Origin of the sequence: Mycolicibacterium boenickei, from assembly GCF_010731295.1 — a bacterium.
In the GTDB taxonomy this organism is placed as follows: domain Bacteria; phylum Actinomycetota; class Actinomycetes; order Mycobacteriales; family Mycobacteriaceae; genus Mycobacterium; species Mycobacterium boenickei.
Genome location: NZ_AP022579.1, coordinates 2,521,765 through 2,540,512 on the forward strand (window position 1 = coordinate 2,521,765; position 18,748 = coordinate 2,540,512).

General features: G+C 66.4%; 17 protein-coding genes. 6 read left to right on the forward strand and 11 right to left on the reverse strand.

Features of this window, described 5'->3' with window-relative positions:
* Positions 1–44 precede the first annotated feature (44 nt).
* The 5 genes from G6N57_RS12000 to G6N57_RS12020 are packed head-to-tail and all read right to left on the reverse strand — an operon-like array spanning position 45 to position 4,587.
* Positions 45–446: a 4Fe-4S dicluster domain-containing protein gene (locus G6N57_RS12000; RefSeq protein WP_077742709.1), complete on the reverse strand. Its 402-nt coding sequence runs from the start codon at positions 444–446 to the stop codon at positions 45–47.
* Positions 443–2,035: an FAD-dependent oxidoreductase gene (locus G6N57_RS12005; protein ID WP_077742710.1), complete on the reverse strand. Its 1,593-nt coding sequence runs from the start codon at positions 2,033–2,035 to the stop codon at positions 443–445. The genes G6N57_RS12000 and G6N57_RS12005 overlap by 4 nt, the downstream gene beginning before the upstream one ends.
* Entirely contained in the window at positions 2,019–2,765 is a 747-nt protein-coding gene (locus tag G6N57_RS12010) for an ABC transporter ATP-binding protein (RefSeq protein ID WP_077742711.1), read from the reverse strand. Before G6N57_RS12010 ends, G6N57_RS12005 begins: the two co-directional genes overlap by 17 nt.
* Positions 2,762–3,649 carry an ABC transporter permease gene (locus G6N57_RS12015; protein ID WP_077742712.1) on the reverse strand — a complete coding sequence of 296 codons (888 nt, stop codon included), beginning with the start codon at positions 3,647–3,649 and terminating at the stop codon, positions 2,762–2,764. The genes G6N57_RS12010 and G6N57_RS12015 overlap by 4 nt, the downstream gene beginning before the upstream one ends.
* The gene (locus G6N57_RS12020) at positions 3,628–4,587 is read right to left on the reverse strand and encodes an ABC transporter substrate-binding protein (RefSeq protein ID WP_077742713.1); all 960 of its coding nucleotides are present in this window, start codon (positions 4,585–4,587) and stop codon (positions 3,628–3,630) included. Before G6N57_RS12020 ends, G6N57_RS12015 begins: the two co-directional genes overlap by 22 nt.
* Positions 4,588–4,792: 205 nt before the next feature.
* On the opposite strand from G6N57_RS12020, the gene G6N57_RS12025 reads away from it, so the two are divergent.
* A complete protein-coding gene (locus G6N57_RS12025; RefSeq protein WP_077742714.1) occupies positions 4,793–5,995 on the forward strand; it encodes a cytochrome P450 in 1,203 nt (400 codons plus the stop codon).
* On the opposite strand, the gene G6N57_RS12030 is transcribed toward G6N57_RS12025, so the two are convergent.
* From G6N57_RS12030 to G6N57_RS12040, 3 genes are read right to left on the reverse strand one after another with little or no spacing between them, the layout of a single operon-like run.
* On the reverse strand, positions 5,985–6,893 hold the full coding sequence (locus G6N57_RS12030) for a hypothetical protein (RefSeq protein WP_133118358.1): 909 nt from the start codon (positions 6,891–6,893) through the stop codon (positions 5,985–5,987). The genes G6N57_RS12025 and G6N57_RS12030 overlap by 11 nt on opposite strands.
* 40 nt (positions 6,894–6,933) lie before the next feature.
* Entirely contained in the window at positions 6,934–7,617 is a 684-nt protein-coding gene (locus tag G6N57_RS12035; RefSeq protein ID WP_077742716.1) for a hypothetical protein, read from the reverse strand.
* Positions 7,618–8,733, reverse strand: a complete 1,116-nt coding sequence (locus G6N57_RS12040) for a M23 family metallopeptidase (protein WP_077742717.1) — start codon at positions 8,731–8,733, stop codon at positions 7,618–7,620. It abuts the gene before it with no gap.
* A 272-nt stretch (positions 8,734–9,005) separates the two neighbouring features.
* On the opposite strand from G6N57_RS12040, the gene sucC reads away from it, so the two are divergent.
* Positions 9,006–10,169 carry an ADP-forming succinate--CoA ligase subunit beta gene (gene sucC / locus G6N57_RS12045; protein ID WP_077742718.1) on the forward strand — a complete coding sequence of 388 codons (1,164 nt, stop codon included), beginning with the start codon at positions 9,006–9,008 and terminating at the stop codon, positions 10,167–10,169.
* 12 nt (positions 10,170–10,181) lie between these two features.
* On the forward strand, positions 10,182–11,084 hold the full coding sequence (gene sucD, locus G6N57_RS12050) for a succinate--CoA ligase subunit alpha (RefSeq protein ID WP_077742719.1): 903 nt from the start codon (positions 10,182–10,184) through the stop codon (positions 11,082–11,084).
* Positions 11,085–11,145: 61 nt separating this feature from the next.
* On the opposite strand, the gene G6N57_RS12055 is transcribed toward sucD, so the two are convergent.
* Positions 11,146–13,014: a S9 family peptidase gene (locus tag G6N57_RS12055; RefSeq protein ID WP_077742720.1), complete on the reverse strand. Its 1,869-nt coding sequence runs from the start codon at positions 13,012–13,014 to the stop codon at positions 11,146–11,148.
* 42 nt (positions 13,015–13,056) lie between these two features.
* On the reverse strand, positions 13,057–13,671 hold the full coding sequence (locus G6N57_RS12060) for a TetR/AcrR family transcriptional regulator (RefSeq protein WP_077742721.1): 615 nt from the start codon (positions 13,669–13,671) through the stop codon (positions 13,057–13,059).
* A gap of 263 nt (positions 13,672–13,934) precedes the next feature.
* Between G6N57_RS12060 and G6N57_RS12065 the strand changes: the two genes are divergently transcribed.
* Positions 13,935–15,461, forward strand: coding sequence for an acetyl-CoA acetyltransferase (locus tag G6N57_RS12065; protein WP_077742722.1), 1,527 nt, complete (start codon positions 13,935–13,937; stop codon positions 15,459–15,461).
* A gap of 113 nt (positions 15,462–15,574) precedes the next feature.
* Here G6N57_RS12065 and G6N57_RS12070 read toward each other — a convergent pair whose 3' ends face one another.
* Positions 15,575–16,423, reverse strand: a complete 849-nt coding sequence (locus G6N57_RS12070) for an LLM class F420-dependent oxidoreductase (protein WP_077742723.1) — start codon at positions 16,421–16,423, stop codon at positions 15,575–15,577.
* 130 nt (positions 16,424–16,553) lie between these two features.
* Between G6N57_RS12070 and sfnG the strand changes: the two genes are divergently transcribed.
* Together sfnG and G6N57_RS12080 are read left to right on the forward strand one after the other, a co-directional pair.
* Positions 16,554–17,684, forward strand: a complete 1,131-nt coding sequence (gene sfnG, locus G6N57_RS12075) for a dimethylsulfone monooxygenase SfnG (protein WP_077742724.1) — start codon at positions 16,554–16,556, stop codon at positions 17,682–17,684.
* A gap of 134 nt (positions 17,685–17,818) precedes the next feature.
* Positions 17,819–18,709: a DUF5336 domain-containing protein gene (locus tag G6N57_RS12080; RefSeq protein ID WP_077742725.1), complete on the forward strand. Its 891-nt coding sequence runs from the start codon at positions 17,819–17,821 to the stop codon at positions 18,707–18,709.
* The last annotated feature ends 39 nt before the right edge of the window (positions 18,710–18,748 follow it).

Below are 18,748 nucleotides of genomic sequence, written 5' to 3' on the forward strand. Positions count from 1 at the left end.
AGATCGTCAAAATCTTTGACGCCGCCGGCGGCCGGTGCCAAGCCTCAAGCGTGATTCCACGGGCTCTCGGCGAGTGCCGCCGGGGCGCTCAGCCGTGGCTCGGCCAGCGGGGGAATGGACGTCAGCACCGGGTTCTGGTCCAGGCGCGACCCGGGTGTGCGGCCGCCGCCCCACCCGACCATCTCCCGGTACCCGCCGAGCAATCCGGCTGCGCTGACCGCGGATTCGGAAGCATGCGGGCTGTCGGCGCCGACGGGTACCGAGACCGGCGAGACGTACAGCGCGTCGGTGGGGCAGTAGGCCTCACACATGAAGCAGGTCTGGCAGTCGGACTGCCGCGCGATCACAGGGATCCCGTCGGTGCCCCGGTCGAACACGTCGGTGGGGCACACCTTGATGCAGACGTCGCATGTGATGCAGGCCGTCTCACTGACGATCTCGATCACGCCACGGCCTCCGACGAGATGAGGCGCGGGGCCACGGGATCGGGTGTGGTCCAGACCTGCTCCAGGCCGCCGACCAGGATGCGGTGCTCGTAGCGGTGATCTGATTCGGGCAGATCCTCGCGGCGGTGCAGGCCGCGGGTTTCCGGCCGGGCCAGGGACGCTGCGGTGATCCAGCGGGCCGCGGCGACCATTGCTTCGGCCTGACGCAGTTTGTAGATGTCGCGCGCGGCCACCGGGGCCAGACCGTCGGCGATGTCACGCCACACGGCTTCCAAGGCATCGGCGGACTCTTGCAGCCGGACTTCGGATTTCAGGTAGCTGCGAAGCGGGGGCAGGACGTGCGACTGCGCCGCGGCCACCACCTCTTCGACGCTGGGTGCGCCCACACGTGAGCGCGGGGTGATCGTGACGGGCTCGCTCACCTGCCCTCGCCGGCCGCGGCTGAACTCCGCGGCACCGCGCCCGGCGAAGGTGCCCGAGGCGATGGCCCACGAGCCGTTGCGGCTGCCACCGCCCGACAGTGCCCCCGTGATGAGCTCGCGGGTCGCGGCGTCCCCTGCGGCGTACAGGCCGGGAACCGTTGTCGCACAGTCCGGCCCGACGAGGCGCAGGCCACCGGTGCCGCGCACCGACCCCTCGTAGACCATCCGGACCGGGTACGCGGTGGTGAACGGGTCGATGCCGGCCTTGTCCAGCGGCAGGAAGTAATTCGGCTGCGCGTCACGCATGGTCTGCCGGATGTGTTCGGGTGCCCGGTCCAACCGGGCGAACACGCGCTCACCGCGGGTCAGTGCCCGCTGCGCGTCCTGACGTCCGCTCAGCCCACGCTGGGTGGTGAACGGGCGACCGCGTTCGTCATAGAAGCTGCCCCACTGCAGCATTCGGCCCTTGGTGTGCACGCCCCACTCGGGGGCCAGCGCGTAGGCGGTGCAGAATTCCATGCCGGACAGGTGCGCGCCGTGCTCGGCGGCCATCAGCAGACCTTCGCCGGTGTCGACGTTGGTGCCGAAAGTTCCGGACAGGAAGGCGGTTCCGCCGGTGGCCAGCACGACGGCGCCCGCCGTGATCCGCCACGGCCGGCCGCCGTCCTGGCGGGCGATACCGGTGGCACCGGTGACGACGCCGTCGGCATCGGCGGTCAGTTCCAGTGCCGGGTGGTGGTCGAGGATCCGCACGCCGCTGCGGTGGGCCTTGCGGCGCATGCGGCGCATGTACTCGGGACCCTGCAGGCTGCTGCGCATCTCGCGGCCGTCGGCACCGATCGGGAACGGGTATCCCCACTGGGAGAGGTGCTCGAGGCGGTCCCACGAGGTGGCCAGCACCCGGAACATCCAGTCGGAGTCGGTGATCCGGCCGGCGGCCAGTTCGCGCTCACGCACGGAATCCTCGCGCCGCGGGCCGGGCCCGATCGCCCACAGGTTGTTGCCGCCTGCGGCCGTCGCGCCGCTGGTGCCGCAGTAGCCCTTGTCGACCAGGATGACTCGCGCCCCGGATTCGGCGGCGGTGATCGCGGCCCAGGTCGCCGCGGGGCCGCCACCGATCACGAGGACGTCGGTGCTCAGTGCATCAGGCTCAGCGGGAGCGGTCATGGCCTACCTCCTCTCGGACGCCGAGTTCGGCCAGCAGCGCCCTGCGCAGGTCGTCGAAGCCCTCATCGCTGCGGGAGCGAGGGAAGGGCAGCTCGACGCGGCGGTCGAGGGATACCCGTCCGCCAGAGAGCACCACCACCCGGTCGGCCAGCAGGATCGCCTCGTCCACGTCGTGGGTGACATGCAGGACCGCCATGTGCCTGCGGGACCAGAGTTCGTGCAACAGGCCGTACATCTTGAGCCGGGTCAGCGCGTCGAGCGCGCCGAACGGCTCATCGAGCAACAGCAGATCGGGCTCGCGGACCAGCGCGCGGGCCAGCGAAACACGTTGCGCCTCACCGCCGGACAACGACAACGGCCACGCTTTGGACTTGTCGGTCAGCCCCACCTCGTCGAGTGCGGCCCGGCCACGGGCAGTCCGGCTCGGCGCGTCGGGTCCGGAGTCGGGCAGCGCGAACGTGACGTTGGCCAGTGCGCGCCGCCACGGCAGCAGCCGCGGATTCTGAAACACCACCGCGCGGGAACGGGGCACCCGCACCGATCCGGTGACCTGATCGTCGAGCCCGGCCAGCACCCGCAGCAGGGTGCTCTTCCCGGATCCGGAACGGCCCAGCATCGCGACGAATTCGCCGTCGGCGATCTGCAATTCGAGATTCTCGAGCACCTGTTGTTCGCCGAATGCCCGTGTCAGGCCGTGCACCTCCACGACAGTGCTGATGCCGGCGCTCATGCCGGAGCTCCGAGACCCTCGAACGCGTTGCGCCATGACAGCAGCAGCCGTTCCAAGACCCGCACCAGGGTGTAGGACAGCAGGCCGGCCACGGCGTAGATGACGATCACCAGCAGCGAGACATCGAACTGCAGGTTGGTCTGGGCGCGTGACATCAGGTAGCCGATGCCCTGGGTGGTGTTGATCATCTCGGCGAAGATCAGGCTCAGCCACGCGCTGGACAGCCCGAGGCGCAGGCCGACAAGGAAATTCGGCATCGCACCGGGGAGGATCACCTGCGAGACGAGGGTCCGCCGTGACGCTTCCAGGGTTTGCGCCATCTCGACGAGTTGCCGATCCACGCCGCGGATCCCCGAATAGGTGTTGATGTAGATCGCGATCGCCACGCCGGTGGTGATCAGCACGATCTTGGGGCCTTCGCCGATGCCCATCCAGATGATCAGCAGCGGGGTCAACGCGAAATTGGGCACGGCCTTGAGGATCTGCATGGTCCAGTCCAGCAGGTCCTCACCGGTGCGGGTCAGCCCGGCCACCACCGCGAGGAGGACACCGATCAGGATGCCCAGCACCGTGCCGATCAGCACCCGCACGGCCGACGCGCCGACGTGGGTGGCGAGTTGCCCGTCGCCGAGCAGCCGCCACGCGGTGGCCGCCACCTCTGTCGGGGGTGGGAACAGGTCGGTGTTGAGCAGGCCCGTCGTCGAGCCGATGGTCCAGGCCGCCAAGATCAGCGCCGGGCTCATCAGCCGGCGCACGGGCCGGGGGATGCGTGCCCACAGGCCTTTTCGTCGCGGGTGACCGCCGACGACCTCGATGAGTTCGGGGCCGGCGGGCGGGACCCGGACAGCGGCGACGGCTGCGGTCACGACTTGGCCCCGGCCCATTCCCGGACCGAATATTCGTTGTCGAACGAGCCGTCGGCGTTGAGGAACTTGTAGGCCGCATCGAGCTGATCCACGCCGACCTGGGGGAACGGCTCGGTGTTGAATTCCTCGGCACGGGTGGACTTCTGGACGAACTTCAGGTCGGTGTCGTCGGTTTGGGCGACCCAGGCCAGATAATCGTCGAAGTTCTCGGTGATGTCTTTGTTGACGGCGGTGACGGCCCCCTGCCAGGCGCCGGTGAACTCCGGGTGGGCATCGGTGAAGGAGCTGAGGGCGATGTTGGTGCCCGTGCTGCCGAAGCCGTGCCGCGACAGGCTGTCGATGATCGGGAAGCCCTTGGATTCCAGCTCGGCCGCGCTGGCGCCGGTGAGGATCGCCGCGTCGATCTTGCCGGAACTCAGCCCGGCGATCGACTCGGGCGTCGGTACGTCACGCACCTGGATCTGGCCGGTCAGGCCCGCCGCGTCGATCAGTTGGCGCGCGGCGCGGTCGCGGATGGTGCCCTGCGGGGCGGTGATGTCCTTGCCGATCAGCCCTTTGATATCAGTCGGTCCGCCCTTGGCGCCCACCAGCCAGGCGTCGCCGTTGATCGAATCAAGGGACAGCAGAACCACTTTCGGGTCGCGGCTGCGGGCTCGCAGGGCGGGGTTGTCGCCGATGGCGGCGACGTCGATGGCGCCGGCGAACAGGGCCGAGGCGACATCGCTGCCGGACTGGAAGAACGAGTACTCGATCTTGCCGACCCCGGCGGACTTCAGCTGCTCGGTGAGGATGCCCTGCTTGTCGCCCCAACCCAGCGATCCTGCCGGAGTGCCGGTCACCGAGGTCGCGCCGATCCGCAGCGTGTAGCCGTCGGCCTTGTCGTCGTTGCTGCTGCAGGAGATGGCCGTGGCGATGAGGGTGAGCGCAAAGGCAGTGCGCAGCAGGCGGTTGAACATGGGAGCGGGCCTCCGGGGGTCTCAATGCGTGAGCACACACGCGAATCCGCCCCAGTAGACGCCCGGCCTCGAACTCGGGGCGACGGTTTGGCTCAGCCTGACTGTTAAAACGCTGTGAGCCGCGGTGACCCGGAGATTGACCGCCCGACGACCCGCACAGTACGGTGGAACAACTATTTGGTACCAGTGGATGGGGAAGTGATCGGTGACGACGCAGCAGGCGGTGGAGCTTTATTACGACCCGTTCGACAACGACATCGACGACGACCCGTACCCGGTCTGGAAGCGGATGCGCGACGAGGCGCCGTTGTATTACAACGAGAAGTACAACTTCTATGCGCTGAGCCGCTGGGACGACGTGGCCCGGGAGTTGCCCAATTGGCAGGCCTACCGGTCGGGCCGGGGTACGACGGCCGACATCCTGTTCAGCGGCATCGAGGTGCCGCCGGGCATCCTGCTGTTCGAAGACCCGCCCCTGCACGATCTGCACCGGAGATTGTTGTCGCGGGTCTTCACGCCGCGTCGCATGCTGGCAGTCGAGGGCCTGGTGCGCGAGTTCTGCGCGAAGGCACTGGATCCCCTGCGCGAGCAGAACGGTCTGGACTTCGTCGCCGACCTAGGCGCATTCATGCCGATGCGGACCATCGGCTATCTGCTGGGTATCCCGGAGGAGGAGCAGCAGAGCATCCGGGACCGCAATGACAAGGCCATCACGGTGGCGTCCGTCGATGCCAGCGCGGACGGGGTCAGCCCGACCATCTTCCAGGACGCCATCACGATGTTCGCCGAGTACATCGAATGGCGGGCGTCGCATCCGTCCGACGACCTGATGACCGATCTGCTCACCGCAGAGATAGAGGAGGCGGACGGAACCTCACGGCCGCTGACCCGTACCGAGGTGCTCGCCTACACCGCGATGATCGCCGGCGCCGGCAATGAAACCACTGCTCGCCTCATCGGTTTCATGGGGCAGCTGCTCGCCGAGCATCCCGACCAGCGCCGCGAACTCGTCGCCGATCCGAGCCTGATCCCGGGCGCAGTGGAGGAGACGCTGCGTTTCGAACCGCCGTCACCGGTGCAGGCCCGATACGTCGCGCAGGATGTCGAGCACTACGGGCAGGCCATCCCCGAGGGCTCATACATGTTGTTGCTCAACGGATCGGCCAACCGCGACGAGTCGAAGTTCACCGATCCCGACCGCTTCGACATCCACCGCACCGGTGGTCACCTGAGCTTCGGTCAGGGCCTGCATTTCTGCCTGGGTTCGGCGTTGGCCCGACTGGAGGCCAGGGTCGCGTTCGAAGAGGTGCTCAAGCGGTGGACGGACTGGGAAGTCGATTACCCCAATGCTTTTCGGGCTCACACGTCCAGTGTGCGCGGGTGGGCGCGACTACCGGTCAAGTTCTAGCGGTACGTACCGGTGCGACTGCCGCCAGCACCGCGGTGACGACGGGCACGGTGAGCGTGAGCACGACCACCGAGGAGGTCCGCGGCGCGAAGATCGTCACCAGTTCGGAGGCCCCGATCTCGTGGAAGAGCCGGTCCAGGTCGGTCCACCCGAAGATCCCCTGCGCCACGGTGAGGATGCACCCGGCGATCACGACCAAGCGTGCCGCGGGGAATCCGACAGCCATCAGCACCCCACCGATGAAGAGCACTGCCGCCGCGACGACAGAGGCGGACAGCGGCTCGAACATCGCCAGCGTCCACGTCGCGCTCGGCGTGGTGGGCAGCAGGTCCGTCAGGTCGGTGATGTAGAGCAAGCTGTAGTCGAACTGCTTCTTGGCCAGCCACAGTTGGTAAGCGGCCATCGCCACAGCCAGGGCTGCGACGAGCAGGTTGAGCACCGGCCGGCCCTGCGGCTCCACAACGTCAGGATCCTCTGCGGTGCTGGGTGTTTCGTTTCCGGCGAGGAGAGCGAGGACCAGCGTGACGATCGACAGGGCCAACCAGACCCAGCGGGTCACACCGAGCACACCTTGATTCGTCCATGCCGCGAAACCTGGGCCGATCCACACCGCGAGCTCGATAAGCGTCAGCACGATCACCACCGAACTGGCCGCGATCACCAGCGTGCGGCCACGACGTTCGCCGCGGCCCAACAGCACGGCACCGGCGAAGAATGCGATGGTCACGGCAGCGAGCAGGACGAGGTTGAGGATCGAATGGCAGAACCGCAAAGGGGCGGTACCGAAGCCGTATCCGAAGGTGTACCAGGCCACGAGGAGCGCTCGCAGCGTCGCGACGATTCCGAGAAGGCCACATATATAGGTGAGGGTGATCGTGGTCAGCGCAGTTGGACGCACTACGCAAACCTAACAGCGGACCACCGGCCCCGCCGGGTGCCTATCGGCGCGCGCTCCAGCGGCCGGTCGAAGGCAGCATCGTGAACAGGATGGCGGCTACCGGAAGGACCGGCATCGCGTAGACGATGGGGTGCAGTCTTGCCCCGGCGATGAACAAACTGGCGAAAATCAGCAGGCCGATCACCGCGCCGACGACGACCAGCAGCCGGCCCATCCGCCGCCGCAGCAACAATGCGATGAGCCCTCCGATGGTTGCTGCAGCCGAGATCGCTGCCAGGAAACCGATGGCTACACAGAACAATCGGTCGGTGCGCCACCAGCCGGCGATCAGGTCGGTGGCGATGACGCCGGTGGCCCAGCCGCTGAGAATCGCGAAGGTGGCCGCCACGATCGACGTGCGCGGATTGATGCTCGCCGACGTGCGGGGGATGATCACGGGCCGGGCACGCGGCACGTAGCTCGTCCTGGCATCGTCGTCCGCGGGGCCGATGAGGCCCGTCTGCGGTCCACTGCCAGTGGTACCGGCGATCAGACTGGTCTGGGGTTCCGCGGCGGCTGCAGTGGGAATGGCGCCCGTGGGGTGACGCCGGATGATGCTGGTGTGCGGTTCGTCGGCGACTGGCACAGGTTTGGAAACGGGGTCCTGCGGCTGGCGCCGGATGATGCGGGTGCGGTCGTCGTCTTCGTCGGGGTGATCGGCTGCCAACTGCCCGTCGTCGCTCACTCAGCCAACATAGCTGCCGACGCTGAGACCTCTCTTGTTCAGCCACGGCACCGGATCGATGCGGCTGGTGCCGTTCTGCAGAACCTCGAAATGCAGGTGGGGGCCGGTGGAATAGCCCCGGTTGCCGACGGTGGCGATCTGATCGCCGGCCATTACGCGGTCACCCTCGCTGACGAGCCAGGTGTTGATGTGGCCATAGAGCGTGACGGTGCCGTCAGCATGGCGCAGCTTGACCCAGGCGCCGTAGCCGGCGGTCGGGCCCGCGGCGATCACGACGCCGTCGGAGACCGCCACGATCGGGGTACCGATCGGGCTGGCCAGGTCGATACCGGCGTGCAGCACGCCCCAGCGGTAGCCGAAGTTCGAAGTCCAGACATAGCCCTTCGTCGGCATGACGAACAGCGGGCGTGACAGCCGGGCCTCGCGCTCGGCACGCTCCTGCGCGAAGGCCGCGGCCTTGGTGATCTCCTCGGCATGTACCGAGGTGTCGGCGGTCGAGGACACCGAGACGATCTGCATGCCGTCTACCGATCCGGTGACGGAAGCGCCTTCGACGCGGGTGCCCTCCGAAGCCAGGATGGTGTCGTCCGCCTGGGTCTCGGTGGGGTTACCCAACGAGTAGGCGCCGGCAGCGGTGGCACCCGCGGCCATGGCGGCGATCATCAGGCGGCTCTTGACGGCGCCGGCGTGCTCCTTGCGGTGGGCACCGCGCCGGCCGGACAGGTTGATCACGTCCGTCGCGGCGACGCCGTCGCTCACGTCGGTGTGGCTGTCGCGGTAGGCGTGGGATGAATTCCGCGCTCCGCGCGGGGCCGTCGAGCTGCGGTCGCTGCCCGAGTCCGGGCGGAAGCGTGAGGGGACGGCGAGACGGACGGGCACCAAGTCGTCGGTGTCGTCCATGTCATCGAGTTCGGGGGCGTAGATCACGCCGGATTCGTGGTCGTCCGACTCGCGATCGTCCGGTACGGAACGGTCATCGAAGGCTTCGAAGGCGCTGAACGGGATGACGTCCGTGACCTCGGCGGCGCTCAGCTCATCAGGGGAAACCTGGCGTCTGCGGCGGCGCGCGTCCGTCGGCACCCCTCGCGGAGCTGCGGACGAACGATGCTGCGGCAAGACTCGAGAATCCTTCTTCGTCGTGACCTGAACGTTATCTGGACCAGAGGCACGTTAACCAAATCCCAATGATGGTGGCAACTTATGGGTCTATTCCGCGCTGGAATGTGATCCGTATCACCTCCCATGGGCGGTGAGATCTACCACATGAGCCGGAGGCGATGCTAATCCATCACTGGGTGGTGGATAAAGTGCCAGCGGGCCCGTCACAGGAGATATGGACCGGGCAGTTTTAAGTCAACGCAGACAGACAACGCCTATCTAGGAAGCACATGGATCTCTTCGAATATCAGGCGAAAGAGCTGTTCGCCAAGCACAACGTCCCCACGACTCCGGGCCGGGTGACCGACTCGGCAGAGGACGCCAAGGCGATCGCCACCGAAATCGGCAAGCCCGTGATGATCAAGGCTCAGGTGAAGGTCGGCGGCCGCGGCAAGGCCGGCGGCGTGAAGTACGCGGCCACCCCTGAGGACGCCCTGACCCACGCGCAGAACATCCTCGGCCTCGACATCAAGGGCCACGTCGTCAAAAAGTTGCTGGTTGCCGAGGCGAGCGACATTGCCGAGGAGTACTACATCTCCTTCCTGCTCGATCGCGCCAACCGCACCTACCTCGCCATGTGCTCGGTTGAGGGCGGCATGGAGATCGAGGAAGTCGCCGCCACCAAACCCGAGCGGCTGGCCAAGGTGCCCGTCGACGCCGTCAAGGGTGTCGACCTCGCCTTCGCCCGGTCGATCGCCGAGCAGGGCCACCTGCCCGCCGAGGTGCTCGACGCCGCCGCGGTGACCATCCAGAAGCTGTGGGAGGTGTTCGTCAAGGAGGACGCCACCCTGGTTGAGGTCAACCCGCTGGTGCGTACGCCCGACGACCAGATCCTGGCGCTGGACGGCAAGGTCACCCTGGACGCGAACGCCGACTTCCGGCAGCCCGGCCACGCCGAGTTCGAGGACAAGGACGCGACCGATCCGCTCGAGCTCAAGGCCAAGGAGAACGACCTCAACTACGTCAAGCTCGACGGCGCGGTCGGCATCATCGGTAACGGTGCCGGACTGGTCATGTCGACGCTGGACGTGGTCGCGTACGCCGGCGAGAAGCACGGCGGCGTGAAGCCGGCCAACTTCCTCGACATCGGTGGCGGCGCTTCGGCATCCGTGATGGCTGCCGGCCTGGACGTCATCCTCAACGACAGCCAGGTCAAGAGCGTGTTCGTCAACGTGTTCGGCGGCATCACCGCGTGTGACGCGGTGGCCAACGGCATCGTGCAGGCGCTGGAGATCCTCGGTGACGAGGCCAACAAGCCGCTGGTCGTCCGCCTGGATGGCAACAACGTCGAAGAGGGCCGTCGCATCCTGGCCGAGGCCAACCACCCCCTGGTGATCCAGGCCGAGACGATGGACGCCGGTGCCGACAAGGCCGCCGAGCTGGCGAATAAGTAAGGGACACTTGACATGTCGATTTTTCTGAACAAAGACTCCAAGGTCATCGTCCAGGGCATCACCGGCGGTGAGGGCACCAAGCACACCGCTCTGATGCTCAAGGCGGGCACGCAGGTCGTCGGCGGCGTCAACGCGCGCAAGGCCGGCACCAAGGTGGCGCACAAGGACAAGGACGGCAACGACATCGAGCTGCCGGTGTTCGGCTCGGTCGCCGAGGCCATGAAGGAGACCGGCGCTGACGTGTCGATCGCCTTCGTGCCGCCGGCCTTCTCCAAGGACGCCATCATCGAGGCCATCGACGCCGAGATCCCGCTGCTGGTGGTCATCACCGAGGGAATCCCGGTGCAGGACAGCGCTTATGCGTGGGCCTACAACGTCGACAAGGGTCAGAAGACCCGCATCATCGGCCCCAACTGCCCGGGCATCATCACCCCCGGTGAGTCGCTGGTCGGCATCACGCCGAACAACATCACCGGCAAGGGCCCGATCGGTCTGGTGTCGAAGTCGGGCACGCTGACCTACCAGATGATGTACGAGCTGCGCGATCTCGGTTTCTCGACCGCCATCGGCATCGGCGGCGACCCGGTCATCGGCACCACCCACATCGACGCCATCGAGGCGTTCGAGAAGGATCCCGAGACCAAGATCATCGTGATGATCGGTGAGATCGGTGGCGACGCCGAAGAGCGTGCCGCCGATTACATCAAGGCCAACGTCACCAAGCCGGTCGTCGGCTACGTCGCGGGCTTCACCGCTCCGGAGGGCAAGACCATGGGCCACGCCGGCGCCATCGTGTCCGGCTCGTCGGGCACCGCCGCGGCCAAGAAGGAAGCCCTTGAGGCTGCGGGCGTGAAGGTCGGCAAGACGCCGTCTGAGACCGCCAAGCTGGCTCGCGAGCTCTTCGAAAGCCTGTAAGTCGTTACAACGGAAAGGCCCCCGCTGCGGCGGGGGCCTTTTCGTTTGCGGCACTCGGCGGTCAGACCCGCCCGCCCAGGTGCTCGGCGAGGAACCGCTCGACGGCGTGGTACATGTCGATCTGGTTGTCCGGGTTGAGGAATCCGTGCCCCTCGTCCTCCTTGACCATGTATTCGACCTCGACGCCGCGCTTGCGCAGGGCTTCGACCAGGTTGTCGGATTCGGCCTGGACGACGCGAGAGTCGTTGGCGCCCTGGACCACCAGCAGCGGCGTGCGGATCTGATCGACCTTCGTGATGGGGGAGCGGGCCAGCATGTCGGCTTCCTGGGTGGGGTCGTTGTGGTCCCCGACGTACAGGTGCCAGTTGGTGGCCAGGAACGGCCGCGCGACATTCGGCAGCGTGCGCATGAAGTTGGCCAGGCTGGAGATGCCGACATAGTCGATGGCGGCGGCGAACACGTCCGGGGTGAACGTCACTCCGACGAGCGCGGCGTAGCCGCCGTAGGAACCGCCGAAGATGGCCACCTTGTCGCGGTCGGCATAGCCCTGCTTGACCGCCCAGTCCACGGCGTCGATCAGGTCGTCGTGCATCTTGCCGGCGAACTCGCCGATCGCCGCCTTCGTAAAGGCCTTTCCATAGCCGGTCGAGCCGCGAAAGTTGACCTGTAGCACCGCGTATCCGCGGTTGGCCAGCATCTGCACATCGGGCTGAAAGCCCCAGCAATCCCGGGACCACGGTCCGCCGTGCACCAGCAAGACCATCGGCAGGTCGGTGGCGTCGACCCCGACCGGCAGGGTCAGATACGAGTGGAGGTCGAGCCCGTCGCGAGAGGGGATGGTCACCGGCGTCATCGGTGCCAATGAATCTGAATTCAGATTCGGATACGGCCGGAACAACAGCCGGCTCTCGCCTGTCGCGTGGTCGTAGAGGTAGGTGGCCCAGGGGTCGCGGTCGTGGGTGAAGTTGACGACCCACCTCTGCCCGGAGTCGTCCGACGAGATGGCGCCGAGGTCACCGTCGGACAGTTTGGTCAGGTTCTCCAGTACCGCACCGAAATTGGCGTCGAGAGGATGGATCACCTGGCGTTCCCCGTAGTAACGCGCACCCACCAGCTCACCCGTGCGCTCGCTGAGGATGAACGGTGACGGCAACACCATCTGGTTTCCGAGGTCGAATGTCGGGTGGCTGTCCACCTCGGTCTCCGTGCCGGTGGCCACATCGATGCGGACCAGCCGGGTGCGGTCGCTGCCCTCATTCGATCCGAGCCAGATGCCGGTTCCGTCCGGGGAGATGGCGACGGGGAAGATGCCCACCGGGTAGTCGGTGCCGTCGTAGACCTTGATGGAGCGCAATGAGGCTGTGGCCGAGTCCCATTGCGATATCTCGACGTCGCCGTCGGCCGTCAGCGTATTGGTGAACAGATCACCGTTGGGGGCGCACAGCCACATGATGACATTGCCGGGGTTCTCAGCCAGGAGGGTGAGTTCCCCTGTGGCGATGTCGAGTTCGTACGCATCGATCAGTTGGGGATCGCGGTTGTTGGTCTGCACGATCGCTTTGCCCGGCCGGCCCTTGACGAGGTCGAAGCTCGCCCTGGCCCCCGGAAACGGTGTGAGGTCCACGGCGGCGGCGTCGGGGTTGTCCAGGTCGATGCGGTAGACGTGAAAATTCTCGTCACCGCCGTTGTCCTGCATGTAGAGCAGCCACCGCGGATCGTCGGTCCACGAATAGATGTAGACGCTGCGGGTTTCGTCCGCGGTGACACAGCGTGGTGACGCATCGCCGTCGAGGTCCTGAATCCACACGTTGAGGCGGTTCTTCCACGGCGCCAGAAAGGCGATCCTGGTTCCGTCGGGCGAGATCTTGGCGGCTGTGCGCTCTGGTGGGCTGAAGAAGTCCTCGACGGAGATGAGTTCGGGTAACGCCATGAGAGTCCTTTCGCGGGTGCGGACAAGCTCTTTCGGGTGTGATCAGGACGTGACGGGTCCACCGAGTCGGCCGTTGGTGGCGTCCCGGATCGCCCGGTCGATCAGGGCGAGCGCCTGCTCTTGGGTGACTTTCTTGCCTTCGACGATCACCGCGACGCTGACGTCTTCGTCGACGACGCGGAACGCCCCGGTGACGGCGGCCGCGCAGAGCCGCACGGTGAGGTCGTCGACGGGTAGATGCAGGCGGTCGGCGATCACCGGGATGAAGCCCTGCTCCATGCGGTCGTGCACCATCAGGTAGGCCGTGCGCAGGGCCGGTTCGGACGGGGTCATGGTGGCGATCCGCATCGCGCTGATCTCGTCCTCGACGTCTTGGGGTGCCATCGGGTGCGTGAGGCCGTCGGCGGCAAGGTGTTCGGCCAATGACAGCTCATGCGGCCAGCGGTTGAGAATGTCGATGAACCGGTCCGCCGATTTGGCCAGCACCGGTTCGACGCAGCTTTCCTTGGCGCGGAAGTAACGCCAGATCGTGCGGGTGGAAAGCCCTGCGGCCGCGGCGATGTCGTCACCGCTGGTGCCGGCGACGCCACGCTCCCAGAACAATGCGCAGGCGTGTCGTGACACGGCGAGACGCGCCTGTTCCTGTTTCTCGCTCATCGCCCTCACCTCCAGAACTTGTCACTTAGTGACAGCTCCAATGTGTCACTAAGTGACAGTGTCGTCAAGGTGTGCAGGTGGGAGGCGGTTTTGCGTCGTGTGGTCTGCGTCGACGGTGTCTACGTCGCGGTTTTCTACGCCAGGGCGGCAGAGAGTCGCGGAGAGCGACCCAGGGGTGGAAATCGGCGATGCGAGCCACCGATTTCGCCTGGGAAACCTCAATCGGTTAGCCTCGCGAATTAACACCCGTCAAGGAGATTGTCATGGTCGATCCGCGCACCCCAGTCATCGTCGGCGTCGGGCAGTTCACCGAACGCATCGACCTCGATGGCTATCGCGGGATGTCCTCGGTCGAGCTGGCCACCGAGGCGGCCAAGGCGGCCCTGCACGACACCGGGGCCGACCCTGCCGCGGTGGCGCAGGCGATCGACACCGTGGCAGGCACGCGGCAGTTCGAGATCTCCGGCCCCCAGACGCCCACGCTGGGGATTTCCAACAACTACCCGCGCTCGGTGGCACGCAATGTCGGGGCGGAGCCGGCCCGCGCCATCCTCGAGGTGATCGGCGGCCAGAGCCCGCAGCATCTCGTCACCGAGTTCTCGGCCGCCATTGCCGCGGGCGAGGCCGAGGTGGTCTTGCTGTTCGGCTCGGAGAACACCTCGACGCTGCGCCATTTCGCCAAGCGCGCCGACAAACCGGACCATTCCGAGACCATCGACGGTCAGCTGGAGGACCGCGGCTACGGCTACGACGGCATCTTCGATGAATACACGATCAAGCACGGGCTGATCGGGGCTCCGGTGCAGTACGGCCTGCTGGAGAACGCGCGCCGGGCCCGGCAGGGGCTGTCGGTCGCGGACTACCGGCAGGCGATGGCCGAGTTGTTCGCGCCGTTCTCCAAGGTCGCCGCGAAGAACCCGTATTCGTCCGCCCCGGTGGAGCGTTCGGCCCAGGAGCTGGCCACCGTCACCGAGAGCAACCGGATGATCTGTGACCCGTACCCGCGCATGATGGTCGCGCGCGATCAGGTCAACCAGGGTGCGGCGGTACTGCTGATGTCGGTCGCGTCCGCCCGGAAACTCGGTGTGCCCGAGGAGAAGTGGGTGTACCTGCGCGGGCACGCCGACATGAAGGAGATCAAGCTCCTCGAGCGCGCCGAACTCGGCTACAGCGACGCCGCGGTGATCGCGGTGAACGAGGCCCTGCGGGTCGCCGGCATCACCCTCGACGACATCGCGGCATTCGATCTCTACAGCTGCTTCCCGTTCCCGGTGTTCAACATCTGTGACGGCACCGGCCTGGCACCCGATGACCAACGCGACCTGACCCTCACCGGTGGCCTGCCCTTCTTCGGTGGCCCGGGCAACAACTATTCGATGCACGGCATCGCCGAGGCCGTCAATGAAATGCGCGACAAGCCAGGCCAATTCGCGCTCGTCGGCGGCAACGGCGGGATCGCGAGCAAGTACTCGGTCGGTATCTACGGCACCGAACCGGCCGACTGGGTGGCCGACAACAGCGCCGCTCTGCAGGACGAGTTCAACGCTCAAGACCGCGTGCTCATCACCGAAAAAGCCGACGGCCCAGCCACAATCGAGACCTACACGGTGCGCTACGACTGGACTCCGCACACCGGCATCATCATCGGCCGCCTGGATTCCGACGGCAGCCGCTTCCTGGCGACGACGACCGACGAGGACCTGGTGGCGTTGCTCTCCGACGGTGAGCCGCTCGGGGCGTCGATTGTGGTGCGGTCCAGCGACGAGCGAAACGCCGCGTCGCTGGCGTAGCGGCGAAAATCCGCCCGTCGCACCACGATATCAACGCCATGGTCGTTCTCCTCGAACTCCTGCGACCATAGCGTTGATTTCGGCGCCAGCCGGCTAATGCGGCAACGCCAGAACTAGACCAGCGAAGCCAGCTTGCCCGCGAGTCGCTCGACGTATGCCGACACCTCGGTCTCGGACTTGTCCGGCAGGCCGAACAACACCTCGGTGACGCCCAGTTCACGCCAGTGGGCGAGCTTCTCGGGGTCCGGCTTGAAGTCCAGCGCCACGATCTGCGGGGCGCCGTCCCGCCCGGCCGCGGCCCAGGTGTCCTGCAGCAGCTTGACCGGCTCGTCGATGTCGAAGTCGCGCGGCGTGGTGATCCAGCCGTCGGCCGACTTCGCGATCCACTTGAAGTTCTTCTCGGTGCCCGCGGCGCCGACCAACACCGGGATGTGTGACTGCACGGGCTTGGGCCAGGCCCACGACGGCCCGAAGTTCACGAATTCGCCTTCGTACGAGGCTTCTTCCTCGGTCCACAGCGCGCGCATGGCTTCCAGGTACTCGCGCAGCATGGTGCGGCGGCGGCCCGGGGGAACGTTGTGGTCGGCGAGTTCGTCGGTGTTCCAACCGAACCCGACACCCAGCGACACGCGACCGCCGGAGAGGTGGTCCAGGGTGGCGATGGACTTGGCCAGGGTGATCGGGTCGTGCTCGACGGGCAGGGCGACGGCCGTCGACAGCCGGACCCGCGACGTCACCGCGCAGGCGGTGCCCAGCGACACCCACGGGTCGAGGGTGCGCATGTATCGGTCGTCGGGCAGGGATTCGTCACCCGTGGTGGGGTGAGCGGCCTCGCGTTTGATCGGGATGTGGGTGTGCTCGGGCACGTAGAACGTGGTGAAGCCGTGATCGTCGGCCAGCTTGGCGGCCTTGGCCGGGGCGATGCCGCGGTCACTGGTGAAGAGAACAAGCCCATAGTCCATGACCAGAATTAGAACGTGTTTCAGTCCGAGTAGCAAGACGGTGCGTCTCGTTGGGCGGTCCGGGAAGGAGAAAACTTCACCGCGAGCGATACCCGCGACGTGCGTCAACGCGTTTGCTGGGATCACCGGCATGACGACTGAACGCATCGCCGACCACGTCAAGTTCGCCTACTGGGTGCCCAACGTCAGTGGCGGCCTGGTCACCAGCGATATCGAGCAGCGCACCGACTGGAACTACGAGTACAACAAGAAGCTCGCGCAGACCGCGGAGAACAACGGGTTCGAGTATGCGCTGAGTCAGGTTCGCTATGAGGCCAGCTACGGTGCCGAGTACCAGCACGAATCCACCAGTTTCAGCCTGGCGCTGTTGCTGGCCACCGAACGGCTGAAGGTCATCGCCGCGGTTCACCCCGGGCTGTGGCAGCCGGCGGTGCTGGCCAAGCTCGGTGCCACCGCGGACCATCTGAGCAACGGCCGCTTCGCCGTCAACGTCGTCTCGGGCTGGTTCAAAGACGAGTTCACCCATCTGGGCGAGCCCTGGCTCGAACACGACGAGCGCTACCGCCGCAGCGCGGAGTTCCTGCAGGTGCTGCGCAAGATCTGGACCGAGGACGACGTGGATTTCCGCGGCGACTTCTACCGCATCCATGACTTCACCCTGAAGCCCAAGCCGCTCAACACACCTGAGCGCCCCAACCCCGAGCTGTTCCAGGGCGGCAATTCGACGGCGGCCCGGCGCAACGGCGGCTACTACGCCGACTGGTACTTCTCGAACGGCAAAGACTTCGATGGCCTCACCGAACAGGTCGTCGAGGTACGCGACCATGCGCGCGAGGCAGGCCGTGAGGTGAAGTTCGGGCTGAACGGGTTCATCATCGCCCGTGACACAGAGAAAGAGGCAAAGGAGACGCTCAAGGAGATCGTCGCCAAGGCCAACAAGCCTGCCGTCGAGGGCTTCCGCGGCGCGGTCCAACAGGCCGGCAACTCCACCGGTGACAAGAAGGGCATGTGGGCCGATTCCAGCTTCGAGGATCTCGTGCAGTACAACGACGGCTTCCGCACGCAGCTGATCGGCACACCCGAGCAGATCGCCGAACGTATTGCCGCGTACCGCAAACGTGGCGTGGACCTCATCTTGGGCGGATTCCTGCATTTCCAAGAGGAAATCGAGTACTTCGGTGCGAAGGTGCTGCCGTTGGTCCGCGAAATCGAGTCCGCCGAAACGGATTCCGCCGACGCGCCCGTCCTGGTATCGGCTTGAGACCTCGCTGACATCAAACACGAGCGCCCGGCACCCAGTTGGGTGCGCTAGCGTGGAAGCTCGAATCGCTCACGTGGTCGGTATTCATGCCTGCGTGAACACACGTCGCGAAGCTCGATAGCACAGGAGAGGTCATGACCTACCCGCCCAGTAATCCCGGATACCCGCCGCAGGCGGGTTCGCAGTTCGATGCAACTCAGCAGTTCGCCAAGGCTGTCCCCGCTCCTGTGCCCGCCGCTCCGGCCGCACCGGCCGGTGCGGAACCCGGTGAGAACAAGTTGCCCGAGATCCTGCTGGCCGTCGTGGCCGTTGCCGGCCTGCTCGTCTACTTGCTGCGGTTCGGCCCGCTGCTCGACCTCAGCGGCCTCGCCGGTGGTGGGCAGGTCGTGTCCACCGGAGACCCGACCGGCTGGACGATCGATGCCGCAGTGCTGGCCGGACTCGTCGCCGGTGTCACGCTGCTGCCGAAGCAGAAGAACTGGACCGCGATCGCCGCGGTGATCTCGACGTTCGCGCTGCTGTCGGCGATCTACTTCACGATCGAGATGAGCTCCGTGCTCGACTGGGGCTTCTACGTCATCCTCGTGCTGACCCTGGTCCAGGCCGGTGCCGCGATCGCCGCGCTCCTGTTCGAGGCGGGCATCATCACGCCTCCGGCCCCCAAGCCGCAGTTCGATCAGCAGCCGCAGTACGGCCAGTACGGTGGCCCGTCGCAGTACTACGGTCAGCAGCACCAGCCGCAGCACGGTGGCCAGCCCTACCAGCAGGCTCAGCCGCAGCGCCCCGGATACCCGTCGCAGTACGGCGGCTACTCCGGCGCCCCGAACACCGGTGGTTTCCCCGTTCAGGCCCCGCAGGGTCAGCAGGGGCAGCAGCCGAGCGGCCCGCCGACCCCGCCGACCGGCTACCCCACCTACGGCCAGCCGCAGCAGCAGTCGGGCGCGTCGGCGCCGACCACTGCCTTCCCGGCCGAGCAGCAGGCACAGCAGTCGCCTTCACAGCAATCAGGCCCTGCGTCGTCGTAAGCTGATCGGCGCGTGCGCTTCCCGCGCACGCGCCGATCA